The following is a 21,176-nucleotide window of genomic DNA, read 5'->3' as shown; positions in this document are numbered from 1 at the left end:
GGTTGTGAATGGCTGATTTTGAAACACTTCAGGGTTACGCCCAAACAGCATGGAAAGCCCAAAGAGAATGGCGTGAGGAGTCAGAGGACGATTACGCCTTTGCTGATGGTCACCAGTGGACCGATACCGAAAAGAGCCAGCTAGAGGAACAGTCACGCGTTCCAATCGTATTTAACCGGGTTGGGGTGATGATTGCTGCCGTAGAGGGCAGTGAAATCAACAACAGAACTGAGGTTCGGTACATTCCCCGAGAGATTGGGGACGCCAAGCCTAACGAGGTTCTATCCGCTGGCGCTGAGTGGTTCCGTGACCAGTCAAACGCAGAGGACGAGGAAAGCGATTCATTCCGTGACCTTCTCATTTGCGGGCTTGGTGCTACTGAAACAACGCTGGATTGGGAAGCTGACCCAGAGGGCGAACCGGATATCAATCGACTGGACCCCCTGACATGCTTCTGGGACCCACACGCAGTTAACCGTGGGCTGGTCTCTGGGCGCTTCTTTGGCACGGTTGAGGAAATCAGCGTTGCGGACCTGGAATATGAGTTCCCCGGCAAGACCTCTGAGGAGGTTCATGCGGCATGGCTGACTGAGGCCCAAAGTGACGAAATCGAAGAAAACATACCGGGTGACGAATACAAGGACTCAGACGACAAGGCTGAGGACGAAAACAACACCGTCAAGGTTGTTCGCATCCAATATTGTGAGCGCAAGAAGGTTGTTGAGACGGTAGATCCTGCCACCGGCAAGCGCATGGAGATGGATGCTGAGCGGTGGAAAAAGGTCACTGAAACAGTTCCACTGGCAATGCCGTCTCGTGAATTCATCAAGAAAGAGTGGAAGCAGGCATTTCTAGGCTCTGACAGCATCCTGAGGGCTAACCAGCCAGACCCAGACGGCCCGACGCTGCAATTCATGACCGGGCACTGGGACCGGAAGAAAAAGCGGTTCTACGGACTCCTGAGGTCCATGAAAGACCCGCAGAAATTTGCTAATAAATGGCTGTCTCAAACGCTGCACATCATTAACAGCAACGCCAAAGGCGGTGTGATGGTGGAGGCCGGAGCAGTTCAAGACCCGAACCAGTTTGAGGAAAGCTGGGCTGCTGCTGACGGTGTGACATGGCTTGAAGAGGGCGCAATCACGCAGGGCAAAATCCACGAAAAGCCCAAGGCGGAAATGCCTGCCGCGCTCATGGGCCTGACAGAGTTTGCTATCTCGTCCATTCGGGACGTATCCGGCATCAATATGGAGCTTCTAGGGCTTCGCGACGCTAATCAACCGGGCGTTCTGGAATATCAGCGCCGCCAGTCGGCCATGACCACACTGGCACGGTTCTTTGACAGCCTCCGGTATTATAGAAAGCGTCAGGGACAGACGATTCTGAACTTCCTGACAAACCACATCGCGCCTACGGGGCGGTTGGTGCGTATCCAGAAGGAAGACTTAGTTCAGTATGTTCCCCTCGCGATGGATGAGGGAACACGCAAGTTTGACGTGATTGTCGATGATGCGCCGTCTGCTCCGAACGAGAAAGAGAAAGCCTGGGCAATCATTGAGGGCATGATCCCGATGTTGCAGCAGGCGGATCTATCGCTTGAGGACTGGGCTGACATTCTGGAATACAGCCCGCTACCGTCCAGCTTTGCAGATAAGGTTCGTGAAAAGGCTCAAGAATCCAAGAACAACGGCCCATCCCCACAAGAGCAACTGGCTGTAGAGGCACAAGTTGCCGAGGTTGAGGCCAAGAAGGCTGAGCCGCAGCTGAGGGCCAAAGAGCTTGAGTTGAAGACGGCAGAGATGGCGGTTAGATCAGAGACCGAAAGCGCAAAAATCGCACTTGAAAACCGTAAACTGGATATGGAGCAAGGTAAGACTGAGGCTGATACGCAGATTAAGGTGTTTGAAGCAATTAATCAGGGCCGACAAGAAGGCGCGGCATCTGCTCCCCAAGTAGACCCGGCTCAAATTAGTGAATCTGTGGCCTCACCAATCGTTCAGTACATGGAACAGCGCCTAACTGAAATGAGTGAGCAGAACATGCAGGGCTTGACCCAACTGGGGGACGCACTGGTTCAGATTTCACAGCAAATCGAAACCGGCAATCAGCAGGTTGTGGCAGCAGTCACAGCACCGAAGCGGGTTGTCTATGAGAACGGGCGTCCGAAGGGCGTTGAAACCGTCTTAAACTGAGGTAAATCAAAATGGCGACAGGTGACATTATCTGGTTCGAGGAGGCTCGAACCTTCGGATACTTTGCGGGCTGGGCCGGGACGGACGACATTAAGGTTGCCGTACTGGACAACACCACGGCTCCGACAGCAGCAACAGCAACACCGGCTTTAGGCGACTTCACCGAGGTTGGCGCTGCGGGGTCTTATACGGCTGGCGGAACATCGCTTGGCACATGGGCTGCGATGAACTCGGAATCCGGCGGTACAGGCACGGTTGATAGCGGCACAAATCCAACGTGGGCGCAGAACGCCTCGAATGATACCGACGCGCACTGGGGCTTGATTTACAACGACACCCAGTCCGGTGATCCAGCGATTGCCTTCGTAGAGTTGGGTGGGCCTGTCGATATGTCAGCGGGCTCTCTGACAATTACGTGGAATGCCTCGGGCATCGCGACCATCACCGCCGCATAAAGGGTAGCCCCATGACAATTCCAGTCTTTGACCGGACTCTGCCAGCATTGGCCGAGGCCGTAAATCATGCTGCGCAGGTGTTGCGTAATATCCGTGACACGGGCGGGGATTTGTCTTGGCGTCTGGCACATGACCAGCGTGAACAAGCACTAGTTCAGGCGCAACTGACTACTCAGGCGGTACTGGCACAAGTCCTGGATGCAGAGGGTGTACCTAATGCAGCGAATGTTGCTGTGGTTACGGACAAGCTTGCGGGCTATCCTGGCGCACCGGCGGACGGCATGGCGTTGCTGGCGCAATTCGGGGTCGTGGACGCAGCGGCCAAGGCGCTCAACGTCTTTTATATTTCTTGGCATGACGCTCTGCCGAATAGCGCATTTCGGGGATGGGACACATCTACCGGAAGTCTGCGCCGTGTTGACGTTCAGGCCCTCACGGAAGAACAAGCACGCCCCCTTCGTGAATCTGCCGAGTTGGATGCGCTGATTAAGGCCTTTGAAGCCGTAGGCGGCTAAAATGGCTATTACAGCCACAACGGGCAGCCCGACCACTACGTCGAGCGTCAGCTACAACGGAATGACCGGAACCACCTATCAGTGGTCTGGTGCGGGCTCGTTCACCGCTGAGGCCGACACAGTTGTTTGGTATTTGGTCCAAGCTGGCGGTGGCGGCGGTGGTGCCAGAAATGGTGCTGGCGGCGGTGCTGGCGGTAAACTCCCACAGACTGGAAACGCCAGCTTTACGGCTACAGCATCCACGTACAATGTTGCTGTTGGCCTTGGCGGTGCGGGCGCTGCGTCAGACAGTACCGATGGTTCTAACGGTGGTAATTCATCGATCACAGGCACAAATGCCCCTGCTGCAGCAGTAGGCGGTGGCGGCGGTGCCAGTGAAACGGGTGACTATGCTGGTGAAGACGGTGGCTCTGGTGGCGGCGGGCGAGGCTATCACGGATTCGGGGGCGGCTCAGGAACATCGGGGCAGGGTAACGCTGGCGGAGCTGGTTCTGGTAACTCAGGCGGCCCCGCTTACGGTTCTGGCGGAGGCGGTGGTGCTGGCGGCGCCGGTAGCGCAGGCTCCACCACTCAGGGCGGTGACGGCGGTGACGGCACAGCGTCCACTATCACTGGCTCATCGGTTACTTATGGCGGCGGTGGCGGCGGCGCTGGTGAAACCTCGTCTGCATCTGGCTCAGGTGGTGCTGGAGGTGGGGGTGATGGCGGTGCAAGCAGCACAGTTGATCCTACAAACGGCACAGACGGACTAGGCGGCGGCGGTGGTGGTGGAAAGTTCGCCTCCCCCGGCCCCGGCGGTGACGGCGGTGACGGTACTGTCATCATCTTTGTTGAGGATGCTGGTGGTTCCGACACAGATGTTGCGGCTAATACCGAAGCGCTAACTCTTACCGAATACGCAGCAAGCCTGACATTCGACGTTGATGTGGGCGCGAATACCGAGGCGCTGACTGTAACGACCCAACAGGCGAGTGTCGGTTTTGATATTGATGTGTTGGGAAGTGCAGAAGCACTCAACATATCAACGCATCAGGCTACGACAGCGCTTGATGTATCGGTTGGGGGTAATCTAGAGGCTCTAAGCCTATCCGCGCAGCAAGCAAATATTAGTCTTGATGTCGGCATATCGGCAAATCTGGAAGGTCTGACACTAACCACACATGCGGCGGGCGTTGCATACGGTTCCGGCATTCTCGCGAATGTAGAAGAGCTATCACTTAGCACAGCCCAAGCAGCCGTAACCTATGACGTTGAGATACCGGCAAACACGGAATCTCTGAGTGTCACCGCTTTACAGGCGGCGATTGCATACGACCTAGAAGTTTCTGCGGGAACGGAAGCTCTTTCACTCAGCACCAACGCGGCCAATATTGGCTTTGTTTCAGGTGTGGACGCTGATGCAAATGTAACTCAACTGATTTTGACCACTAATCGGGCTGAAGTCGAGGGAGCAAGAGGCAGCGCAGAACGTCGCGGTGGTGGCGGAAAGGGCCAAAAGCAGCGCAATTCACTGGAAGTAGGCCCAGAAGAACTCAAAGCCATTCTACGCAAAAAACGCCGTGAACGCATTGCTGCGCAAAAGCAGGCTGAAGAGAAGGCGCGAGAGCAAGCCGAACAGGCCAAAAAAGCGGTTCAGGCAGCTAAAGATAAGCGTTTACGGGAGGACACTCGCAGGCAGCGCGTTGTCGCCGCACAGCAAGCTAAAATCGAGGCTACGCGCGAACTGAAAGCAGCCGAGAAACGGATTAATTCAGCGGAACGCAGAATAGAGGTTCTGCAGGCCAAAATTAAGCAAATGGAAGAAGACGACGCGGTAATCGCGATGCTTCTAGTTGCATGAATCGAGGGGCAAGAGCAAATGAGCGACATTGACCTGTCACCGGAAGAGGCGGCGGCGTTTGAGGCGCATATTGCAGGGCAGAAGATCGACCTCGCGTCCATTACTCGACTGCATAAGGCAAAGGATGACTTTGCTGCTGCACAAGCAGACATCGACGGGTTTTTCCATAAGCACCGCAAGGAGCTTGCACATCTGGACGCGGCAAGGCGGTCAGCCAGAAATGCGTATATCAAAGCAGAATTTGATGACGGCGCAGCGATTGCGCGCATCGCCAAGAGGCACGGCCTATCTGTGTCTAGAGTTAGAGCGATCATCAATAAATGAATACCCGATGACCGGGTTTCGCCCGCCTGAGCGTAAACAGGCCACGTAACATCAACGGAAAAGATGATGAGCACGGAAGAACTGACGACTGAAGAGTCGACAGCCCTTGAGGCTATGCAGACCGAGGAAACAACGGTTGAGGAAACACCCGAGGTTAAAACCGAGGAAGGAACGCAGGAAGCACCTAAGACTGAGGAAAAGCCTGCTGACGAGTCTGAAAAGGAGAAACCCCCGGAGGGTTTTGTTCCGCATCAGGCCATGCATGCAGAGCGCCTGAAGGCTCGACAGGAACGCGAGCGGGCTGACGCGCTGGAAAAGCGACTCGCTGATATCGAAGCGAAGATATCCCCGCAGGAACAACCACCGGAATACGTCGATCCCATTGAAGATCCAGACGGATTCCGCAAGTGGGCCGAATACAGCGCCAAGCAAAGCGAACAGAAGGCCGAAACCGTCACTAAGTCTGTGCAGCAGCAGACAGAAGAGCGGCAGTTGATGGTCAAAATTGAGAATTACGAACGGGAATTCCTGCAGAAAACCCCTGACGCATCGGACGCAATCTCGTTTCTGTCTCAGGCAAGAACACAGGAACTCACGCAAATGGGCCACGGCCCCGCTGAGGTTCAAGCGCAGCTACGGCAAGACGTCATGGCTATGGTGCAGGCCGGTGAAGCAATCGGCATGAACCCCGCCGAACTTGCCTATATGCGCGCAAAATCAATGGGATACGAAACGGCTCAGCCCGCTACAGCCCCTCAGCAAACTGACGCAGAGAAAATCGCAGCCATGGCTCAGGCCCAGGAGGCCACAAAGGGCGTTGGCTCAAGCGGACCGGCTCAAACAGGGGCAATCACCGCAACGCAACTGGCAGAAATGTCAGAGGAAGAATTCGCCAAGCTAACCGATGAAGAAGTTCGGAAGGCAATGGGCGGCTAAGGACTAGTGCACCTCAACGCACCTTCGTTTGTCTGAACGTAAAACAGTCTTCGCCAGCCACGGGCGACATCGAGGCGGCAATGAAACCCTATAAATTCAGGAGCTTAGCATGTCTAAGACAGAGTTTGGGGTCAATCATCCACTTGCCGTCAAAGTTTGGTCTAAGCAACTCGCCGCAGAGGCGTACCGCAAGACCTATATCGGCAAGTTCATTGGTAAAGGCGAAGACTCGCTAATCCAGGAAAAGGTTGACCTGAAAAAATCCGCTGGTGACAAAATCACCTGTGGTCTGAACGTTCAGTTGCAAGGCGACGGCGTTCAGGGCGATAGCACCCTTGAGGGCAACGAAGAGGCGCTGCAGTTCTATGATGACTCGGTCATTGTGGATCAGTTGCGTCACGCGACCCGCTCTAAAGGCAAAATGTCGGAACAGCGCGTTCCCTACAATATCCGTAACACTGGCAAAGACCGGCTTGCGGATTGGTGGGCACGTCGCATGGAGACATCGTTCTTCAATCAGATTTGCGGCTACACCGCAGCTACTGATACACGCTTCACCGGCAACAACGCTGTAACCGCGCCGACTTCAAACCGCATTCTTCGCGGTGGCAACCAGTCGGATGACCAGTCAATCACTTCGGGCGATCCGTTCTTGCTGCAGCACATCGACGTTGCACGTGAGCGCGCGGAAACTTCCTCGACCGAAAACGATACTGGCCCGTTGATCCGTCCTATCCGCTACATGGGTGATGACTACTACGTCATGTTCTTGCATGACCATCAGGTCACCTCCCTACGCACGGATGCTGCAACTGCTGGCAACTGGGTTGATATCCAGAAAGCTGCAATGCAGGGCGGTGATGTTCGGGACAACCCAATCTTTACGGGTGCTCTCGGCGTGTACAACGGCGTTATTCTGCACAAGTCGAACTATGTCACCCAGGGCGTTCATTCGTCCACAGGTGCAGCGGTGGCCAATACCCGCCGTGCGGTTCTGTGTGGTGCGCAGTCGGCGACTATCGCTTTCGGTTCGGAGAACGGGGCAACTCGTTATTCGTGGAAAGAAGAGCTGTTTGACTACGGCAATCAACTGGGTGTTTCGGCGGGCTCTATCTATGGCCTGAAGAAAACCAAGTTCACGCCTGCGGACGACTCGGCAACCAATGCGGAGGATTTCGGAACCATCGTGGTTACGACTTACGCCACCGCAGCAACCCCAACCTAAGGAGGACCTGACATGTCTGTTAATGCTGCACAGCAGTATCACACCAATCAGGTCCATTTCCTGCGCGTTAACTTTACCTTTGCGAATGAAGATGAAACCATTTCGCTTGGGTGGGTTCCCGCAGGCGCTTCCGTCATTGGCGGCGGCGTGGTTGTGGCGACCGCTTTCAATAGCGGTACGTCCGACACCATGGACCTTGGATTCCGCAATGCTGGTGACGGCACTACGGCTGACCCCAACGAATACGCAACTTTGCTCGACATCACTACTGCGGGCGTAATTGTTGCTGATGAGTTGGCGACTGCTGGAGATGCCTATCTGCCTGAAGGCGCGGAAATCACCTTGACCTACAACAGCACTGGCACCGCCCCCACTGCGGGTTCCGGTTATGCCTACCTGACGTATCTGGTCGACAACTCGTAAGGAGAAGCCAATGCAACGCAATGGTAAGGCACCTAAAGAGTGCAAAAAAGGCGGCAAAGGCAAGTAATGCGCCGCCGACAAATATTTGCGGAGGCGGCGAAAAAGTCGCCTCCCAAGCTAACGCCAGCCGAGGAATACGAGCGCAAGTTCGGTGAAAAGCCGCACCATCGTATGAAGCTGGAAACCATTCTCAAGAGGTTGAGCGATGACACTAACAACAGTAGCGCTGTCCTGCGCTAAGCAGTTGGGCCGTGTGAATGCGGCAGGTACGGACATCACCGACCTTGAGGCTGAAATCAAAGAACAGATTCAAGAGACGATCCGTTTCTATAATCGCAAGCCCTATCACCTGACAGAGTTTCGCGGGTTTACGCTGGACACGGCTGCGTCAACGGTTTGGTATTCGTCGGTTGACCTGACCTCCGGTGACGGGGATCAAAGCAATACGTCGCGCACGGCGGTTGATACGAACCAGATCCTTAATATCACCTATTCTCGGGAAAACCCCGGCTCCAGTGGACTAAATGAACCTCTAGACCGTATTCCTTATGCGAAGTTTGAGCGCCTTCGGGAAGGCTCCACGCCACAAGGAACACCAACCTATTACACCTACTATGCCGGTCAGATTGGTATTTGGCCGACCCCTGACGGAGTTTATGAACTTTATTTCTCAGGACATGTGAAGCCAGTTGTTCCGACGAACGACAGCGACACCAGCGTTTGGTTTGATGAGGCCAACGAAATGATTGAGGCGGGTGCGCTGAAGCGTGTTTGCCTGAAGTATCTAAGAGACAAAGAGCGCGCCGCTGATTTTGGAATCATTGAGGACGGGGCAGCCCGCGCAATGGCACGGGAACACTTACTGAAGTCATCTACCGGCAAGCTCAAGGTGCATGACTGATGGATACAGAAATCCAGTTTGGCGAGTGGATGCCAGACGCGCCGACATATAAAAATCCGGGATGCGTGATAGCGGATAATGTCATTCCTACAACAATGGGCTACGGGCCTTTTCTGGGGCTTGTGGGGCAGTCTGATACTGTCTCTGACGATGTGCAGGGTGCGGAGCAGTTCTACGACAATAGCGAAACGTCCCTCATTGTTGGCGGAACAGACGACAGCCTGTTTGTTCGCAGAGCGTCTGTCACCGAAACATCAGGTATGACGTCGATTGGGGCAGGGGAAGCATGGGACTTTGCCCGCTTCAATGATTTTGTCATTGCAACATCGGTAAACAACTCACCTCAGTATCTATCGGATATTGATACGGACAACACATGGTCAGCCCTTCCGGGATCGCCACCCCAGGCAAAGCGATGCGCCAAGGTTGGTGAATTCCTAATGTTGGGCAACGTGTCAGGGGTGCCGAACAGAATTCAGTGGTCATCCTACAATAATCCAACCGGAAGTTGGGCGAGTGACAGGTTGACTCAAGCGAACTTCGCGGACCTGGATGCAGAACTTGGCTCTGTCCAACGTATTGTTGGTGGGCGCTATGGAATGGTGTTTCAGGAGCGAGGCATTCAAAGGATAAGTAACGTTGGCGCTCCGAAAGTCTGGAATGCAGACGTCATTTCTTCAAGCCGGGGAACAACAGCGCCCTTTTCAGTCGTGACGGTTGGGTATCTGTCCTATTTCCTCGCTCAAGACGGGTTTTATATCACGAACGGCTCAGCGATTGAGTCCGTTGGCACAAACCGCGTGAACGAGTGGTTTTTCGACAACGTGGAGCAATCAACAATAGTTGAAACGCACGGCGCAGTTGATTGGCAGAATGAATGTATCATCTGGGCGTTTAAATCTGACGCTGCAGGCGATTTCAACAGGTTCATAATCTACAGTTGGGCGCAAAACAGGTGGTCAACTGGCACCGTAGATGTTGGCTGGCTTGTCGGAACAGCAAAAGACGCGGTGAGTATTGACGCGTTGGATGCAATTTACGGCAATCTGGACGCTATTCCGCTGTCATTGGACGCGGTGGAGTTCAAAAGTGGACTAAGCCGCCTTGGCGCTTTCGTCAACAGCTCAACAACGTCTGAATTCAACACATTCACCGGGTCACCACTTCAAGCTGAGTGGGAAACGGGTGAAGCCCAGCCCGTACCCGGCAAAAGAGTGTTTGTGGATGAGGTCTATCCGAAGATTGAAACCGAGAACATGAATGAACTCATCCAACTGAAAATGCGGGGTAACAGAGGGCAACGGACGGTTTCAGCGCAAAAAGAGGTGGGCTGGTCGGGATTTGCTCCGGTTCGGGGTGAAGGGCAGCAAGTGGCTGTGAATATGGTCAAACCAGCCGGAACAGATTGGTCTGACGCTCAAGGCGTTCAGGTTTCTTACAGCGTGGCGGGCAGCAAATGAAGGACCAGCTACGATTTACAACAGATGTTGAGAACAGGTCAGCACTCAAGGCTCCGAGGCCGATTGATATTGTCCAACTACAGACAACCGTTAGCACTGTTGCAACGGCAAGAACCGATGCGGATTTTCAGATTGAATCCCTCGTTGCTAATAACACCAGCGGTACGGCTGATTATGTGACGGTTCATCTCGTTCCAAGCGGCGGGTCGGCCTCAACGGCTAACACAATCGCCTATCAGGTGGTTGTTGCTGGGAATGGCATGACAGTCATCTTTGATCGGGAAAAGCAGGGGTTACTGCAACCAGGCGCGACTGTACAGGCCCTTTGTGGCGTGAATGACCGCGTAAACATCTGGGGTTACGGGTTTGATTATCAAGGCGTTTACTCATGATTAGGGGCGTTCCAGCCGCAGAAATCCCAAGCTTGCTGGATAGTCTGAAGCCCTTCATTGAGAAATTTGCATCCATATCGCGAGGCAGGTTCACGGTCAAAACACTGTTTCAAGATATCATGGAACGCGACCGTCAGGTTTGGGTTGCTGGTGATTTCCAGGCCGTGTGCATGACTTCAATTGGGCTGAGTAGCGTGAACATAGATTTCTGCGCTGGTGTTCGTGCAAGAGAATGGCAATCGGATCTTGAGCAGGAAATCAGGACGTGGGCAATAAGCCTCGGAAAGAAAAGAATATTCGTAACAGGACGGCGCGGCTGGGAGCGCTTTGGAAAACCGCTTGGTTATAGGGAAATCGAGCGCAACTATATGTTGGAGTTGTAGAATGGCAGGCGGCGGCGACAAACAAACAACGGTGCAAAAGTCGGACCCCTGGGGGCCGTCTAAGCCGTATCTCAAGGGGGCTATGCGGGACGCGGAAAGCCTCTATGAATCTGGGGGTATGAGCGCTCAACCCTATGCCGGCGACCGTGTGGCCAATCTGTCCGACGCCACGCAACAGGGCATGGCAGGCATTATGCGGGCCGCAGACGATACAAGCCTGATTGACGGGGCTGGCGGCGCCCTAAACCGCATGATGAACCCGGAGGCTTATGGTGAGCGCCTTGAGGGCGTAAAGAACAATGCATTAGGATCAGCAATTCCTGCGGCTGTCAGTATGTTCTCTGGTTCGGGCATGGCGAATTCAGGGCAGGCAATGGATTATGTCGGACGCGCGGCAACTGAGGCTGTGGCTCCTTATGAATACAACGCCTTCAATCAGGCGGAAGGCCGCGCAATGCAGGCAGCAGGAATGGCCCCGGGAATTGACGCAGCTCGATATACGCCCATGCAGCAAATGTTGGGCGTGGGTGCGATTGAGCAAGACCAAAATCAGCGCGAGATAGATGCTGACATGGCGCAGCACTATGAGGCTGGAAATAAAAGAGCGAATGACTTGAACGCCTATACTCAAATGTTGTTGGGATATGGCGGGCAGGGCGGCACCTCTACTGGGACCACGAGCGGAGGCGGCGCTGGTGCTGGCGACATTATCGGCGGTGGATTGCAGGGTCTGGCTATGACTAATTTGCTGTTTCCAGCTATGTTTGCCTCAGACAGACGCCTGAAGCGCGACATTGTTCAGATTGGCGAAACACCGGGCGGAAACAACCTCTACGCCTTCAAATACAGGGGCGACAAAACCCAAAGGTTTGGTGTCATGTCTGACGAGGTTCCACACGCTGTTGCGTTCCAAGTCGGCGGCTTTGATATCGTGAACTATCAGGAGGTCGCGTGATGTTGTCGAAGATGTTTGCGCCGGAGAACTCCGAAAAAACTGCGTTACTTCTGCATGGGCTTGGCGATTTGTTCAAAGGCGGCTCTGGCGCGGGCACCATGAGCACCATTTACGACATGAATCAGGCTGATAAAAAGCGCAAGGACGAGGCAGCAGCGCGCGCTCATGGGATGGAGCTTACGCGAGGTGCGCTGACTGGCATGATGGGTACACCGTTCAACCCGCCAAGTATGGCCAGTGTCCCGACCCCCAAGACGCCAGAGCAGGCCATCGCAGGCGACACGATGACCGCATTGGGGAAATCGAATTCTGATGTAATTCGCAGTGGATTGGTGCGCCGTGGACTTCCCGAACATGTAGCAGATGGTTTTATTGCCAACTTCAAGGATGAGTCGAACCTTGATCCCGGGATAAACGAGATTAATCCGACTGTGCCCGGTTCGCGTGGCGGGTTTGGCCTGGCTCAATGGACGGGGCCCCGCCGTGTCGCCTTGGAGCAATTCGCACAGCAAAGAGGTTCAAACGTATCAGACATTGATACACAGTTGGATTTCTTGGTGCATGAGCTTCAGGGCACAGAAAGCAGTGCGGGTCAGTCCATTCTCAGCACCCGGAATGCTAGCGATGCAGCGCAGACTATTGTTCGAGATTTTCTGAGGCCAGCACCGGAGCATCAAGAAAGCCGTTCACGCCGGTATGCGAATATGTCACCCGAACGCGCGGCAGAAGTGTTACAGAGTCCTAACGTCCCGGATGCTGTAAAGCAGATGGTTCTTGCGCAGTTCAAACCACAGGAAGCTGATAAGCCCACATCGCTACGTCAAAACGTAGAATGGATTATGCAGCAAAACCCCGGCATGGATTTTCGAGAAGCGCTCAAGGTTGCAAAGGGCGGTACGAATGTCACCGTGAATAACCCAGGACAGGCCCCCGTTCCTGCATACAACAAACTGCCAGCCGGTTTCGTCTATAAGCGTGACGCAAACGGTCAGGTGGAGATAAACGAACAGGGCATACCTACGGCTGTGCCAATCATCGGTGGGCCGGAGGATACAAGCGTCGAGGACGCTAATGCGGCAGAAGCCAAAGCCACATCTGCTAATTTGGTTCTAGATGAAATCAGCATTGCAAAAGAGCTGATCGCCGGGGAGTCTATGCTTTCACCAGCAACGGGTATCACCGGAAACATTGCATCCAACATAGATAGCACCCGCGCAGGTGCGCTCAAGAACCGCCTCACCACCATCAAGGCAAACATCGGCTTTGATAAATTGCAATCTATGCGCGATGCATCACCAACTGGCGGCGCACTTGGTCAGGTTTCTGAGTTTGAGAACCGTCTTTTGCAATCGGTATTTGGTAGCTTAGAGCAGGCCCAGAGCGCTGAAGATATTCAGTACAACCTCGACCGCCTAGAGAAGCTCTATACCCGCATCATTCACGAAGGCATTCCCGATGAGGAGGCTCGTGAAATGTACCGGCAAGTAGAGCTAGGTGAGAACCACACGAACATTTCTGATGAGGATCTGTTCAAGAAGTACGGACTGAACTAATGGCTACCTATGAAGAGTTGATGGGTGCGGCCCGGAAGGCCGATAGTGCCGGTGACGCCCATGCGGCCAAGCGTTTTCTCCAACTAGCAAAAGAATCTGCGCCAAAGCCAAAATCCACGATGCAGACCATCAAGGATAATATTTTTGGTGACAACGATCCGTCGACGATGAACCTAGGTGAGAAAATCGGCACTGCGTTAAATATGGCAGGCGAAAGCTTGACCCTAGGGTTGGTTGGGGATGAAGCGTCTGCCGCTGTTGAAAGTGTCTTACCGGGTGTGGACTATGAGGAACGTCGCGACCATTATCGCGGACAACAAGAACAATTCAAAGAAGAACACCCCGTTGCCGGTATAGCCTCCGAGTTAGCTCCAGCGGCTATACCGGGACTCGGTACGTTTTCAGTTCTGAAGACGGGCAGCGGCTTACTGAGAACCGCTAAAGCTGGTGGTGTGGCGGCGCTGTCTGGCGGAACGTATGCATTCAATGAGGGAGAAGGTTCATTTGAGGATCGGAAATCTCAAGGATTAAAAGGTGCAGCGTTCTCCGGCGGTTTCGGCATTGGAGTTCCTATCGTTGGTAGCCTCATGGGCAACATCGCCCGTCGCGCAGCGCGTGGCCGTAAAATCAAGCAGATGATGAAGTCAGCGCCTTCATTGGAAGAGTTGCGCACCAAGGCTGACGAACTGTTCAAGAAGGCTGATAGAGTTACCAATATGGATAGGAAGGCTCTGACAGAAGCCGCACCGGGAATTCAGGACAGAGCGTTGCGTAAGGGTATGGATGAAGTCCTAACCCCTCAATCTTCGCGCACTGTGGATCGTGTTATGGATGCCGCTACTGATCCGAATCCGAACATGGGTTTCAGGGACCTGGATGTTCTGAGGCGTCAGGCCCAAATCCCTGCTGGAAACGTGAGCAATCGGGTGGAGTCTTCAGTTGGCGGTCGTTTAGTGAATGACATTGATGATGTGCTGAAAACAGCCGCCCCAGATACTGGCAGCGAAGTTGAAATGGCCCGTAAGATGTGGGGTCAGTTGCGTCGTAGTGAAGTTATTGATGAGGCAATGTATCGCGCCGGGCGTTCGGCTTCGGGATATGAAAATGGCATCAGGAATGAAGTGCGCTCAATCCTGAAAAACCCCAAGAAACGAAAGATGTTCAGTGAGGATGAAATCAAGGCACTTGAGGCTGTTTCAGACGGTACGGGTGTATCAAATGCCCTGAAGAAAGCCGGTAAGGTTGGAATAGGGCAGGGCGCGCAGAGTAATGGTTTGATGGCAATGCTGGCGCTAAAAGAGTTCGGACTAGCCGTCCCTGTAATCGGTAGTGCAATGCAAAAACTCGGCGAGAAGGCAACGCAGAGAAATGCGGAGATTGCTCGTGCTCTCGTCACATCTGGCGCTCAAATCAGTGATCCCATCCTTGAGGCAGCACGGCGTCATGCAATTGACACCCTGTTGACGAGAATGGCGGGCAGAGGCGGCGCGAACGCGGCTACAGTGGTAGAAGGTACAGAGTACAAAAGATGAGCGGTGCAGCAATCATTGCGTAGGTTCCGATCCTCTCGACGCCTTTCTCCTCATCGGAGCTTGCAATCCTAAACCCGGTTGAGAACATCCAGAAAAAGAAGTTTCCGAAAAATACACCGACGATAATGTCCCAAATGGTCAAGCTGTCCATTCATCAAACCTTGGTGTTGTAGAGGGAAAAATCAAGACGTTAATAGCAGTTGGTGTTGGTGAACACGCCAGTTGTTGTGGACGTACAGTTTAGCGGCGGATTTGGCTGGCTGGCATTTTGAATGGCGGTCCCGCCTGCAAGCAGTGCAGCAGCGCTGTCCAAATTCGCCTGCTCAGCAGCCTGACGCTCATGCTGAAGGCACTGAGGTCTTTGTGGATGCTGGTCGGTTATCCCGTAAGCATCACACCGATCCCTCGCAACTGACATGAAATATTCCTCGTTGTCGCAACCGGCTACAATCCAAATTGTCGAGAAAAATAGGAGTAATTTCCGCATTCTAAATCCCTTTCCGAATGCGGGTAAGTGAATCCACTCACCCCTGAAATGTCAAGGAGTCAGTCGTCTAGGTCAACCTTGCGGACGCCTGGGCGACTGACTCCTTCTGCATCAATGTTGTGCTGGCCGGGCTGGGCTTCGTCATCGCTCTTTGAGCTAGCTACCCCACGAAGAATTGCCAGCAAAAGAGACGCAGGCCCGGCAAGCGAGCCGTCTGGGTCTTTCATGGTGTCCTCTAAGCCATCTAGTAACTTATTCGCTTTTTCTGGCTCCATCGAGTTGAGCCTATCGATAAGAGCGGAAATCAATGCGGCTTCGTCTGGGTCTACCGGGGGCGGGAACGCTTTTTCTAATGTCTCAATGATCAAGGCGTTCATCGACAACTTACCAACGGCGGCGGCCTCTATCCGGTCGTAGAGTGCTTGAGGCAGTCGAAGCGTGGTTCGTTTTAGCTTGGCGTCCATGCGGCGTCACTTTCTTCTTGACGTCGCACCGACGCCGTATTAAGTTGACGCCTATCAGACGTCGAAATAGGAGATACAGAACGAAAATGGCTAATGCAACTGAAACCGCCCGCACGACCGTGCGTCTGCCAGTAGGAGTTAAGCGTTGGTTGGAGGTAAAATCCTGCGAGAAGGGCATCTCGGCCAACACATTTGTCAGCCTGACTCTGCAGGAGAAGATGGAGGAAGACGTAGAAACCCAAAAGTAAAGGCCACGGAATGGATTGGCGTCCCCGTGGCCTTCTTGAAACCAACTTTGGTAAGAAAGGTTTACCAGATGAATATAGTACCATTTAACTTCAAAAACAAGTCCGTTCGAGTAATCGAAATCGAGGGGGAACCCTGGTTCGTTGGCAAGGACGTTGCTTTAGCGCTCGGATACAGTAATCCGCGCAAGGCATTGCTGGATCACTGCAAGAAGGCCCAACATGTAGGGGGGTCACGATTCGTTACTCCCCCCGAAATGGACCCACAAACCAAGATCATCCCCGAAGGTGATGTTTACCGATTAATCATCCGGTCCAACCGCCCAGAAGCTCAAGAGTTCGAAAATCTGGTTATGGATGAAATCCTGCCGACGATCAGAAAAACTGGATCATATGGAGCGCCCAAGCTGCCAACCATGACTGAGCTTGCGCAGATGGTTATTCAATCTGAGACGGAAAAAGCGGCGCTTGTTGAGGAAAACAGGAAGCAAGCGTGTCAGATCGTCAATCTGGAGCCCAAGGCGCAATCATTTGACAGCTTTTTGGCAAGCGATGGGTATGTAAACCTGCGTATGGCTATGCGTGAGATAGGCGCAAAGCCCCATAAAGCATTGGAGTACCTTAGAAGCGAGAGGCACATGTTCTCCGAGGGGGTGAATGCGAACACCCCAAAAGGAACACTGATTTCACGAGGATACTTCAAAGTAGTGCCTGTCAAGAACACACGAGATGGCAAAGTCTACCCACAGACTGTGGTTTCCTCTCGGGGCTTAACTTGGCTTGATAGGACGATCCCCGACGAACTTAGGATCGGAGGTGCGGCATGAAACGCCGCGCATTCCTGAAAACCTCACTGCCTGTCGCTGCGGGTGTAATCGTAACCGGCGCTGTCGCCGAAGAACCGCTCGGAATATCAGCGAAGCAAGCGCTTGAGGCAATCATGTCAAAGGTGGTCCCACTGACCCACGCACACTGTGGTGTCGACAAGGATTCTTTAAAATGCCTCTGCGACGAGCTTGGTGTCGAGTGGGCAGACGCCTGGTGGAAGAGACAGGCCGCAACCATCTAACAACCAACATCAACAACACTAACTAAGCCTCGCTTTTTGCGGGGCTTTATCTATTTGGAGGCACCCTATGGGTATCGGAGACTACGACACCACGCCAGGGAATAATACGGACGTCAACGGCATCAACATTGCCGAGAGTTGCCCCGCAGCTAACATCAACAACGCTATTCGGCAGGTTATGGCTGACATTGCCTCTGAGGTCGTAGGCAGAACGCTCGACGGGACTATCTCTGGCACCTGGACATTCTCCGGCGATCCGGTGTTCTCTGGCAGCCCTGACTTGTCTGGAGTAGGCAACGCGGGGGAAATTCTTGCCGCCTTAGGTCTAACCGGCGCGCTTATGCCGTTTGCTATGTCCACTGCGCCCACGGGGTGGTTGGAGTGTGACGGTTCTGCCGTTTCAAGAACCACATATGCAGCGCTCTTTACGGCGATAGGAACCACCTATGGCACGGGTGACGGTTCAACTACCTTTAACCTGCCAGACTATCGCGGCGAGTTCATTCGAGGCTGGGATAACGGTCGAGGCGTGGATTCTGGCCGAACCATTGGCAGCGCTCAGGCAGATGAGCTTGAGGCGCACACTCACGATATCTTTGTATCAAACGAAACCACAGGGTCCAGTGTTTCAGCCGGGCCACGTTTAGTCGGGTCAACCACATCAAACGCGGACCAAACATCCGGATCGACAGGTGGAAGCGAAACCCGCCCGCGCAACGTCGCCGCGATGATCTGCATTAAGACGTGAGGTGGCGGGAATGACATTCAAGGAAGCCTTGGATCACGGATTGCAGAGCGCCGTGACCTGGATTGTTGTTGGCCTTCTGGGCGGTATTTACTGGCTGGTTCGGCGTGTGTTTACCAATCAGAAGCAAATCGAGTCTTTGCAGAAATCACTCGAACACAGGGACGATCAGCGTGCCCGCGACATGAATGAGTTTCGCAGTTCATTCAAAAGGCTTGAAGATTCCCAGAAAGAGCTGCGCGAAGACGTCAAGAACCTTTTCCAGAGGCGATCCCCATGAAATCCAATGCAAATGAAGCGATCCGTCGCATTCTCAAGCATGAGGGCGGGTTTGTTAATCACCCGCGTGATCCGGGCGGCGCAACAAACAAGGGCGTGACTATCGGAACCCTGCGCAGCCTTGGCATGGATCTGGACGGAGATGGGGACGTTGATGTCACCGACCTCAAGCGCTTGACCACAGATGACGCGGTGAAAGTCTACAAACGGTTCTACTGGGACGCTGTACAGGCCGATATGCTTCCGAATGGAGTTGATTACACCGTTGCCGACTTCGCAGTTAATAGCGGTCCACGCCGCGCGATCCAGTACCTTCAGCGAGTTGTGGGCGTAACTGCAGACGGACACATAGGGCCGAAGACAATAGCAGCCGTTGGATTGATGGCCCCGAAAGACGTCATCAGGCAGGTGAATGCCCGCCGTCTCGCGTTCATGCAGCGACTGAAGACATGGCCAACATTCGGCAAAGGCTGGCAGCGCCGCGTGGATGAGGTTCTGGCGCATTCTCTCGAATTGGCGCGTGGTGCAAGTCACATCGTCTTGCCCGGTCCAAAGCCCAACCCATTCGCGCCGTTCTTCAAAGCAATCATCGAATTTATCAAAGCACTAGGAGGCCGAAAATGACGGGCTTTAAAACAATCGGTTTCGCCGTCGCAACCGCTCTGGTTCCGGTTCTCAGCATGACCGAGGCCATTAATCTTGTTCCACCGGAATATTTGGATGAATACATGCTGGGCGTTGCCATTGTGACAGCGCTACTGCGCGCCAAAACCAGTACGCCGATATTCAAGTCATGATTGGTCGCATTCTGGGCTGGCTCACTTCTGGCCCATTGGACCGGATTTTGGACACAGTAGACCGCAAGGTTCAGGCCCAGACCGACAAAGAGAAAATCAAGGGCGATATTATCCAGGAACACTATCGCCAGCGTGGCGATTGGATGAGGGCAGGGGGCTTTACTCTCATGCTCCTGTTTGCTGCCCCTCTGGCTTTCTGGTTTGGCTCTGTAGTCGTCTACAGCGTGTTCTGGTGCCAAAGCTGCGCATACCCTCAAGCATGGTCCATAGCGGCGCTACCGCCCCCCTTGGATGAGTGGGCGGGGCTGATGATTGTCAGCATATTCGGCGTGATCGGAATTTCCCGCCTTCGGAGGTAGTCCATGTGGATATGCACCCTTTCTCGCCGGGTACATAGGTTTCTGACGGGCAGGAATGAGTCATTCTGTTCCTACGCATATCACAACCAAGACAAGCCATTCTGGGCGCTTTTCGTCCGCGTTTTTGGGCGGGAACACTGCCGAAAGTCTCACGCTCGATATCACTAACCAGCTCTGATTGGCACTGGTAACCCGCCAATCCAACCCGTGGGGGAATCTTACCATGAGATTATTGCTTTCAACCGCCTTGGCGGCGCTATTGGCATGGCCTGCATTTGCTCAGAACTGTGCGCCGAGAGACGAAGTAATTACGCGCCTTGCTGAAAACTACGGCGAGTCCCGTCAAGGTATCGGTATCGCCCGACAGGGCGCGGTTATGGAAATCTTCGCGTCCAACAACACTGGAACTTGGACAATTACGGCAACGCTTCCAAACGGGCTAACTTGCCTCATTGCTTCAGGGCAATCTTATGAGTCGCTCAATGAAGCGATTATTGAAGGCGACCCGGCGTAAACCATGACCCCCGGACAGAAAGAGGCCCTAGAGGCCGTTGAACTGCACGGTGGTATCCGCCCTGCAGCCCGCGCACTCGGTGTAGCATATAGCGGCCTTCACGCGCGCTACAGACGGGCATTGGAGTGGCTTGAGGCCCCAGAAGGCCAGAAGTCAGCAATTGAGGTCAGCGGCCTAGATATCGGCACAGCAAAGCATGGCTGGCGAGTTATCCAGCGTGAGGACGGCTCACGAGATAGCGTGTTCTGGAAGGCGGACCCAGGAGAACAAGACAGCCTGATTGATCGCATCAAGGACGCATTTTCAGACCTTCCTGCAGCGGACCCAATCCCAGTCCCACCACACAAGGCAAAAGACCTCCTCACCCTGTATCCAATTGCAGACGCCCATATAGGCATGCTGGCTTGGGGTGCAGAGACTGGCGAAGATTACGACACCAGCATTGCGACAAAACGGCTGGTGAATTGGCTTGGGCAGGCTGTGGAAGCCTCGCCACCCTCTGAGACAGCGGTGATACTGGACGTAGGGGATCTGACGCACGCAGACGACCAGACGAACCAGACACCGCGTTCTAAGCATGTTCTGGACGTGGACACGCGCCATTTCCGAACCATCGACATGACAATTGCTGCGTTGGTTACTGCAACAAAACTGGCCCTGAAGAAACATAATCGTGTGATTGTCCGCATCCTTCCCGGCAACCACAACCCTACATCCTACATGGCGGTGCTGTTTGCTCTGGCTGAGCATTTCCGCAATGAACCACGCGTTGAGGTGCAGAAGGAACCGGGCGAGTTCTTTGCCCATCAGTTTGGCGTCAACATGATTTGCGCACATCATGGGGATAAGGCGAAAGCCGAACGAATGGTTCTGTTCCTGGCTGACGAATTCCCCGAAATGTGGGGCCAGACACGTCATAGGTTCCTGTGGACCGGGCATCTGCACCACCACAAGAGCCAAGACATAGGTGGCGTAAAGCACGAGCAACTTCGAGCTCTAACCGCGCGTGATGCCTATGCCGCCAGTCACGCATATTGCGCGAGAGCCCAACTGCAGGCCGTGACGTATCACCGGGAAAAAGGCGAAGTTGGCAGAGTGAAGGTGACCGCATGAACCTCAGAACAACCGAAA

At 53.9% G+C, this 21,176-nt stretch carries 26 protein-coding genes; 25 read left to right on the top strand and 1 reads right to left on the bottom strand.

The window, feature by feature from the left end:
- The first annotated feature begins 8 nt into the window (after positions 1-8).
- The 15 genes from Q1B46_RS14615 (at position 9) to Q1B46_RS14545 (ending at position 15,086) form a co-directional block, all read left to right on the top strand.
- The gene (locus tag Q1B46_RS14615; RefSeq protein ID WP_299949084.1) at positions 9-2,192 is read left to right on the top strand and encodes a hypothetical protein; all 2,184 of its coding nucleotides are present in this window, start codon (positions 9-11) and stop codon (positions 2,190-2,192) included.
- An 11-nt stretch (positions 2,193-2,203) separates the two neighbouring features.
- Positions 2,204-2,647 carry a hypothetical protein gene (locus Q1B46_RS14610; RefSeq protein ID WP_299949083.1) on the top strand — a complete coding sequence of 148 codons (444 nt, stop codon included), beginning with the start codon at positions 2,204-2,206 and terminating at the stop codon, positions 2,645-2,647.
- A gap of 11 nt (positions 2,648-2,658) precedes the next feature.
- Positions 2,659-3,162: a hypothetical protein gene (locus tag Q1B46_RS14605; protein ID WP_299949082.1), complete on the top strand. Its 504-nt coding sequence runs from the start codon at positions 2,659-2,661 to the stop codon at positions 3,160-3,162.
- A gap of 1 nt (position 3,163) precedes the next feature.
- Positions 3,164-5,002 carry a glycine-rich domain-containing protein gene (locus Q1B46_RS14600; RefSeq protein ID WP_299949081.1) on the top strand — a complete coding sequence of 613 codons (1,839 nt, stop codon included), beginning with the start codon at positions 3,164-3,166 and terminating at the stop codon, positions 5,000-5,002.
- Between the two features lie 18 nt (positions 5,003-5,020).
- Positions 5,021-5,326 carry a hypothetical protein gene (locus Q1B46_RS14595; RefSeq protein ID WP_299949080.1) on the top strand — a complete coding sequence of 102 codons (306 nt, stop codon included), beginning with the start codon at positions 5,021-5,023 and terminating at the stop codon, positions 5,324-5,326.
- Positions 5,327-5,392: 66 nt separating this feature from the next.
- On the top strand, positions 5,393-6,262 hold the full coding sequence (locus Q1B46_RS14590; protein WP_299949079.1) for a hypothetical protein: 870 nt from the start codon (positions 5,393-5,395) through the stop codon (positions 6,260-6,262).
- Positions 6,263-6,371: 109 nt separating this feature from the next.
- Entirely contained in the window at positions 6,372-7,487 is a 1,116-nt protein-coding gene (locus Q1B46_RS14585; RefSeq protein ID WP_299949078.1) for a N4-gp56 family major capsid protein, read from the top strand.
- A 12-nt stretch (positions 7,488-7,499) separates the two neighbouring features.
- A complete protein-coding gene (locus Q1B46_RS14580; RefSeq protein ID WP_299949077.1) occupies positions 7,500-7,910 on the top strand; it encodes a hypothetical protein in 411 nt (136 codons plus the stop codon).
- 205 nt (positions 7,911-8,115) lie between these two features.
- Positions 8,116-8,811: a hypothetical protein gene (locus Q1B46_RS14575; RefSeq protein WP_299949076.1), complete on the top strand. Its 696-nt coding sequence runs from the start codon at positions 8,116-8,118 to the stop codon at positions 8,809-8,811.
- Positions 8,811-10,271, top strand: a complete 1,461-nt coding sequence (locus Q1B46_RS14570; protein ID WP_299949075.1) for a hypothetical protein — start codon at positions 8,811-8,813, stop codon at positions 10,269-10,271. The genes Q1B46_RS14575 and Q1B46_RS14570 overlap by 1 nt, the downstream gene beginning before the upstream one ends.
- Positions 10,268-10,663 carry a hypothetical protein gene (locus tag Q1B46_RS14565; protein ID WP_299949074.1) on the top strand — a complete coding sequence of 132 codons (396 nt, stop codon included), beginning with the start codon at positions 10,268-10,270 and terminating at the stop codon, positions 10,661-10,663. Before Q1B46_RS14570 ends, Q1B46_RS14565 begins: the two co-directional genes overlap by 4 nt.
- Positions 10,660-11,046 carry a hypothetical protein gene (locus tag Q1B46_RS14560; RefSeq protein WP_299949073.1) on the top strand — a complete coding sequence of 129 codons (387 nt, stop codon included), beginning with the start codon at positions 10,660-10,662 and terminating at the stop codon, positions 11,044-11,046. Before Q1B46_RS14565 ends, Q1B46_RS14560 begins: the two co-directional genes overlap by 4 nt.
- A 1-nt stretch (position 11,047) precedes the next feature.
- The gene (locus Q1B46_RS14555) at positions 11,048-12,001 is read left to right on the top strand and encodes a hypothetical protein (RefSeq protein ID WP_299949072.1); all 954 of its coding nucleotides are present in this window, start codon (positions 11,048-11,050) and stop codon (positions 11,999-12,001) included.
- A complete protein-coding gene (locus tag Q1B46_RS14550) occupies positions 12,001-13,554 on the top strand; it encodes a phage tail tip lysozyme (protein ID WP_299949071.1) in 1,554 nt (517 codons plus the stop codon). Before Q1B46_RS14555 ends, Q1B46_RS14550 begins: the two co-directional genes overlap by 1 nt.
- Complete coding sequence (locus tag Q1B46_RS14545; RefSeq protein ID WP_299949070.1) at positions 13,554-15,086, top strand: hypothetical protein; 1,533 nt, start codon at positions 13,554-13,556, stop codon at positions 15,084-15,086. Before Q1B46_RS14550 ends, Q1B46_RS14545 begins: the two co-directional genes overlap by 1 nt.
- Before the next feature lie 546 nt (positions 15,087-15,632).
- Here Q1B46_RS14545 and Q1B46_RS14540 read toward each other — a convergent pair.
- Positions 15,633-16,037 (bottom strand): hypothetical protein, encoded by a 405-nt coding sequence (locus Q1B46_RS14540; protein WP_299949069.1) that lies wholly within the window; start codon positions 16,035-16,037, stop codon positions 15,633-15,635.
- 86 nt (positions 16,038-16,123) lie between these two features.
- On the opposite strand from Q1B46_RS14540, the gene Q1B46_RS14535 reads away from it, so the two are divergent.
- The 10 genes from Q1B46_RS14535 to Q1B46_RS14490 all read left to right on the top strand — a co-directional run bounded on the left by Q1B46_RS14535 (position 16,124) and on the right by Q1B46_RS14490 (position 21,158).
- Positions 16,124-16,285 (top strand): hypothetical protein, encoded by a 162-nt coding sequence (locus Q1B46_RS14535; RefSeq protein ID WP_299949068.1) that lies wholly within the window; start codon positions 16,124-16,126, stop codon positions 16,283-16,285.
- A 68-nt stretch (positions 16,286-16,353) separates the two neighbouring features.
- Positions 16,354-17,109, top strand: coding sequence for a BRO family protein (locus Q1B46_RS14530; protein ID WP_299949067.1), 756 nt, complete (start codon positions 16,354-16,356; stop codon positions 17,107-17,109).
- Complete coding sequence (locus Q1B46_RS14525) at positions 17,106-17,351, top strand: hypothetical protein (protein WP_299949066.1); 246 nt, start codon at positions 17,106-17,108, stop codon at positions 17,349-17,351. Before Q1B46_RS14530 ends, Q1B46_RS14525 begins: the two co-directional genes overlap by 4 nt.
- Positions 17,352-17,418: 67 nt before the next feature.
- Positions 17,419-18,099, top strand: a complete 681-nt coding sequence (locus Q1B46_RS14520) for a phage tail protein (protein WP_299949065.1) — start codon at positions 17,419-17,421, stop codon at positions 18,097-18,099.
- A gap of 10 nt (positions 18,100-18,109) precedes the next feature.
- Positions 18,110-18,376 (top strand): hypothetical protein, encoded by a 267-nt coding sequence (locus Q1B46_RS14515; RefSeq protein WP_299949064.1) that lies wholly within the window; start codon positions 18,110-18,112, stop codon positions 18,374-18,376.
- Entirely contained in the window at positions 18,373-18,999 is a 627-nt protein-coding gene (locus Q1B46_RS14510; RefSeq protein WP_299949063.1) for a glycosyl hydrolase 108 family protein, read from the top strand. Before Q1B46_RS14515 ends, Q1B46_RS14510 begins: the two co-directional genes overlap by 4 nt.
- The gene (locus Q1B46_RS14505; protein ID WP_299949062.1) at positions 18,996-19,172 is read left to right on the top strand and encodes a hypothetical protein; all 177 of its coding nucleotides are present in this window, start codon (positions 18,996-18,998) and stop codon (positions 19,170-19,172) included. Before Q1B46_RS14510 ends, Q1B46_RS14505 begins: the two co-directional genes overlap by 4 nt.
- The gene (locus tag Q1B46_RS14500; RefSeq protein ID WP_299949061.1) at positions 19,169-19,531 is read left to right on the top strand and encodes a hypothetical protein; all 363 of its coding nucleotides are present in this window, start codon (positions 19,169-19,171) and stop codon (positions 19,529-19,531) included. Before Q1B46_RS14505 ends, Q1B46_RS14500 begins: the two co-directional genes overlap by 4 nt.
- Before the next feature lie 223 nt (positions 19,532-19,754).
- Complete coding sequence (locus tag Q1B46_RS14495) at positions 19,755-20,045, top strand: hypothetical protein (RefSeq protein ID WP_299949060.1); 291 nt, start codon at positions 19,755-19,757, stop codon at positions 20,043-20,045.
- A 3-nt stretch (positions 20,046-20,048) separates the two neighbouring features.
- Positions 20,049-21,158 carry a hypothetical protein gene (locus tag Q1B46_RS14490; protein ID WP_299949059.1) on the top strand — a complete coding sequence of 370 codons (1,110 nt, stop codon included), beginning with the start codon at positions 20,049-20,051 and terminating at the stop codon, positions 21,156-21,158.
- The last annotated feature ends 18 nt before the right edge of the window (positions 21,159-21,176 follow it).

This window comes from uncultured Ruegeria sp. (genome assembly GCF_947500045.1).
Taxonomy (GTDB): Bacteria; Pseudomonadota; Alphaproteobacteria; order Rhodobacterales; family Rhodobacteraceae; genus Ruegeria.
Note: the sequence above shows the minus strand (reverse complement) of the source record. Positions and strands in the feature narration are given on the sequence as shown.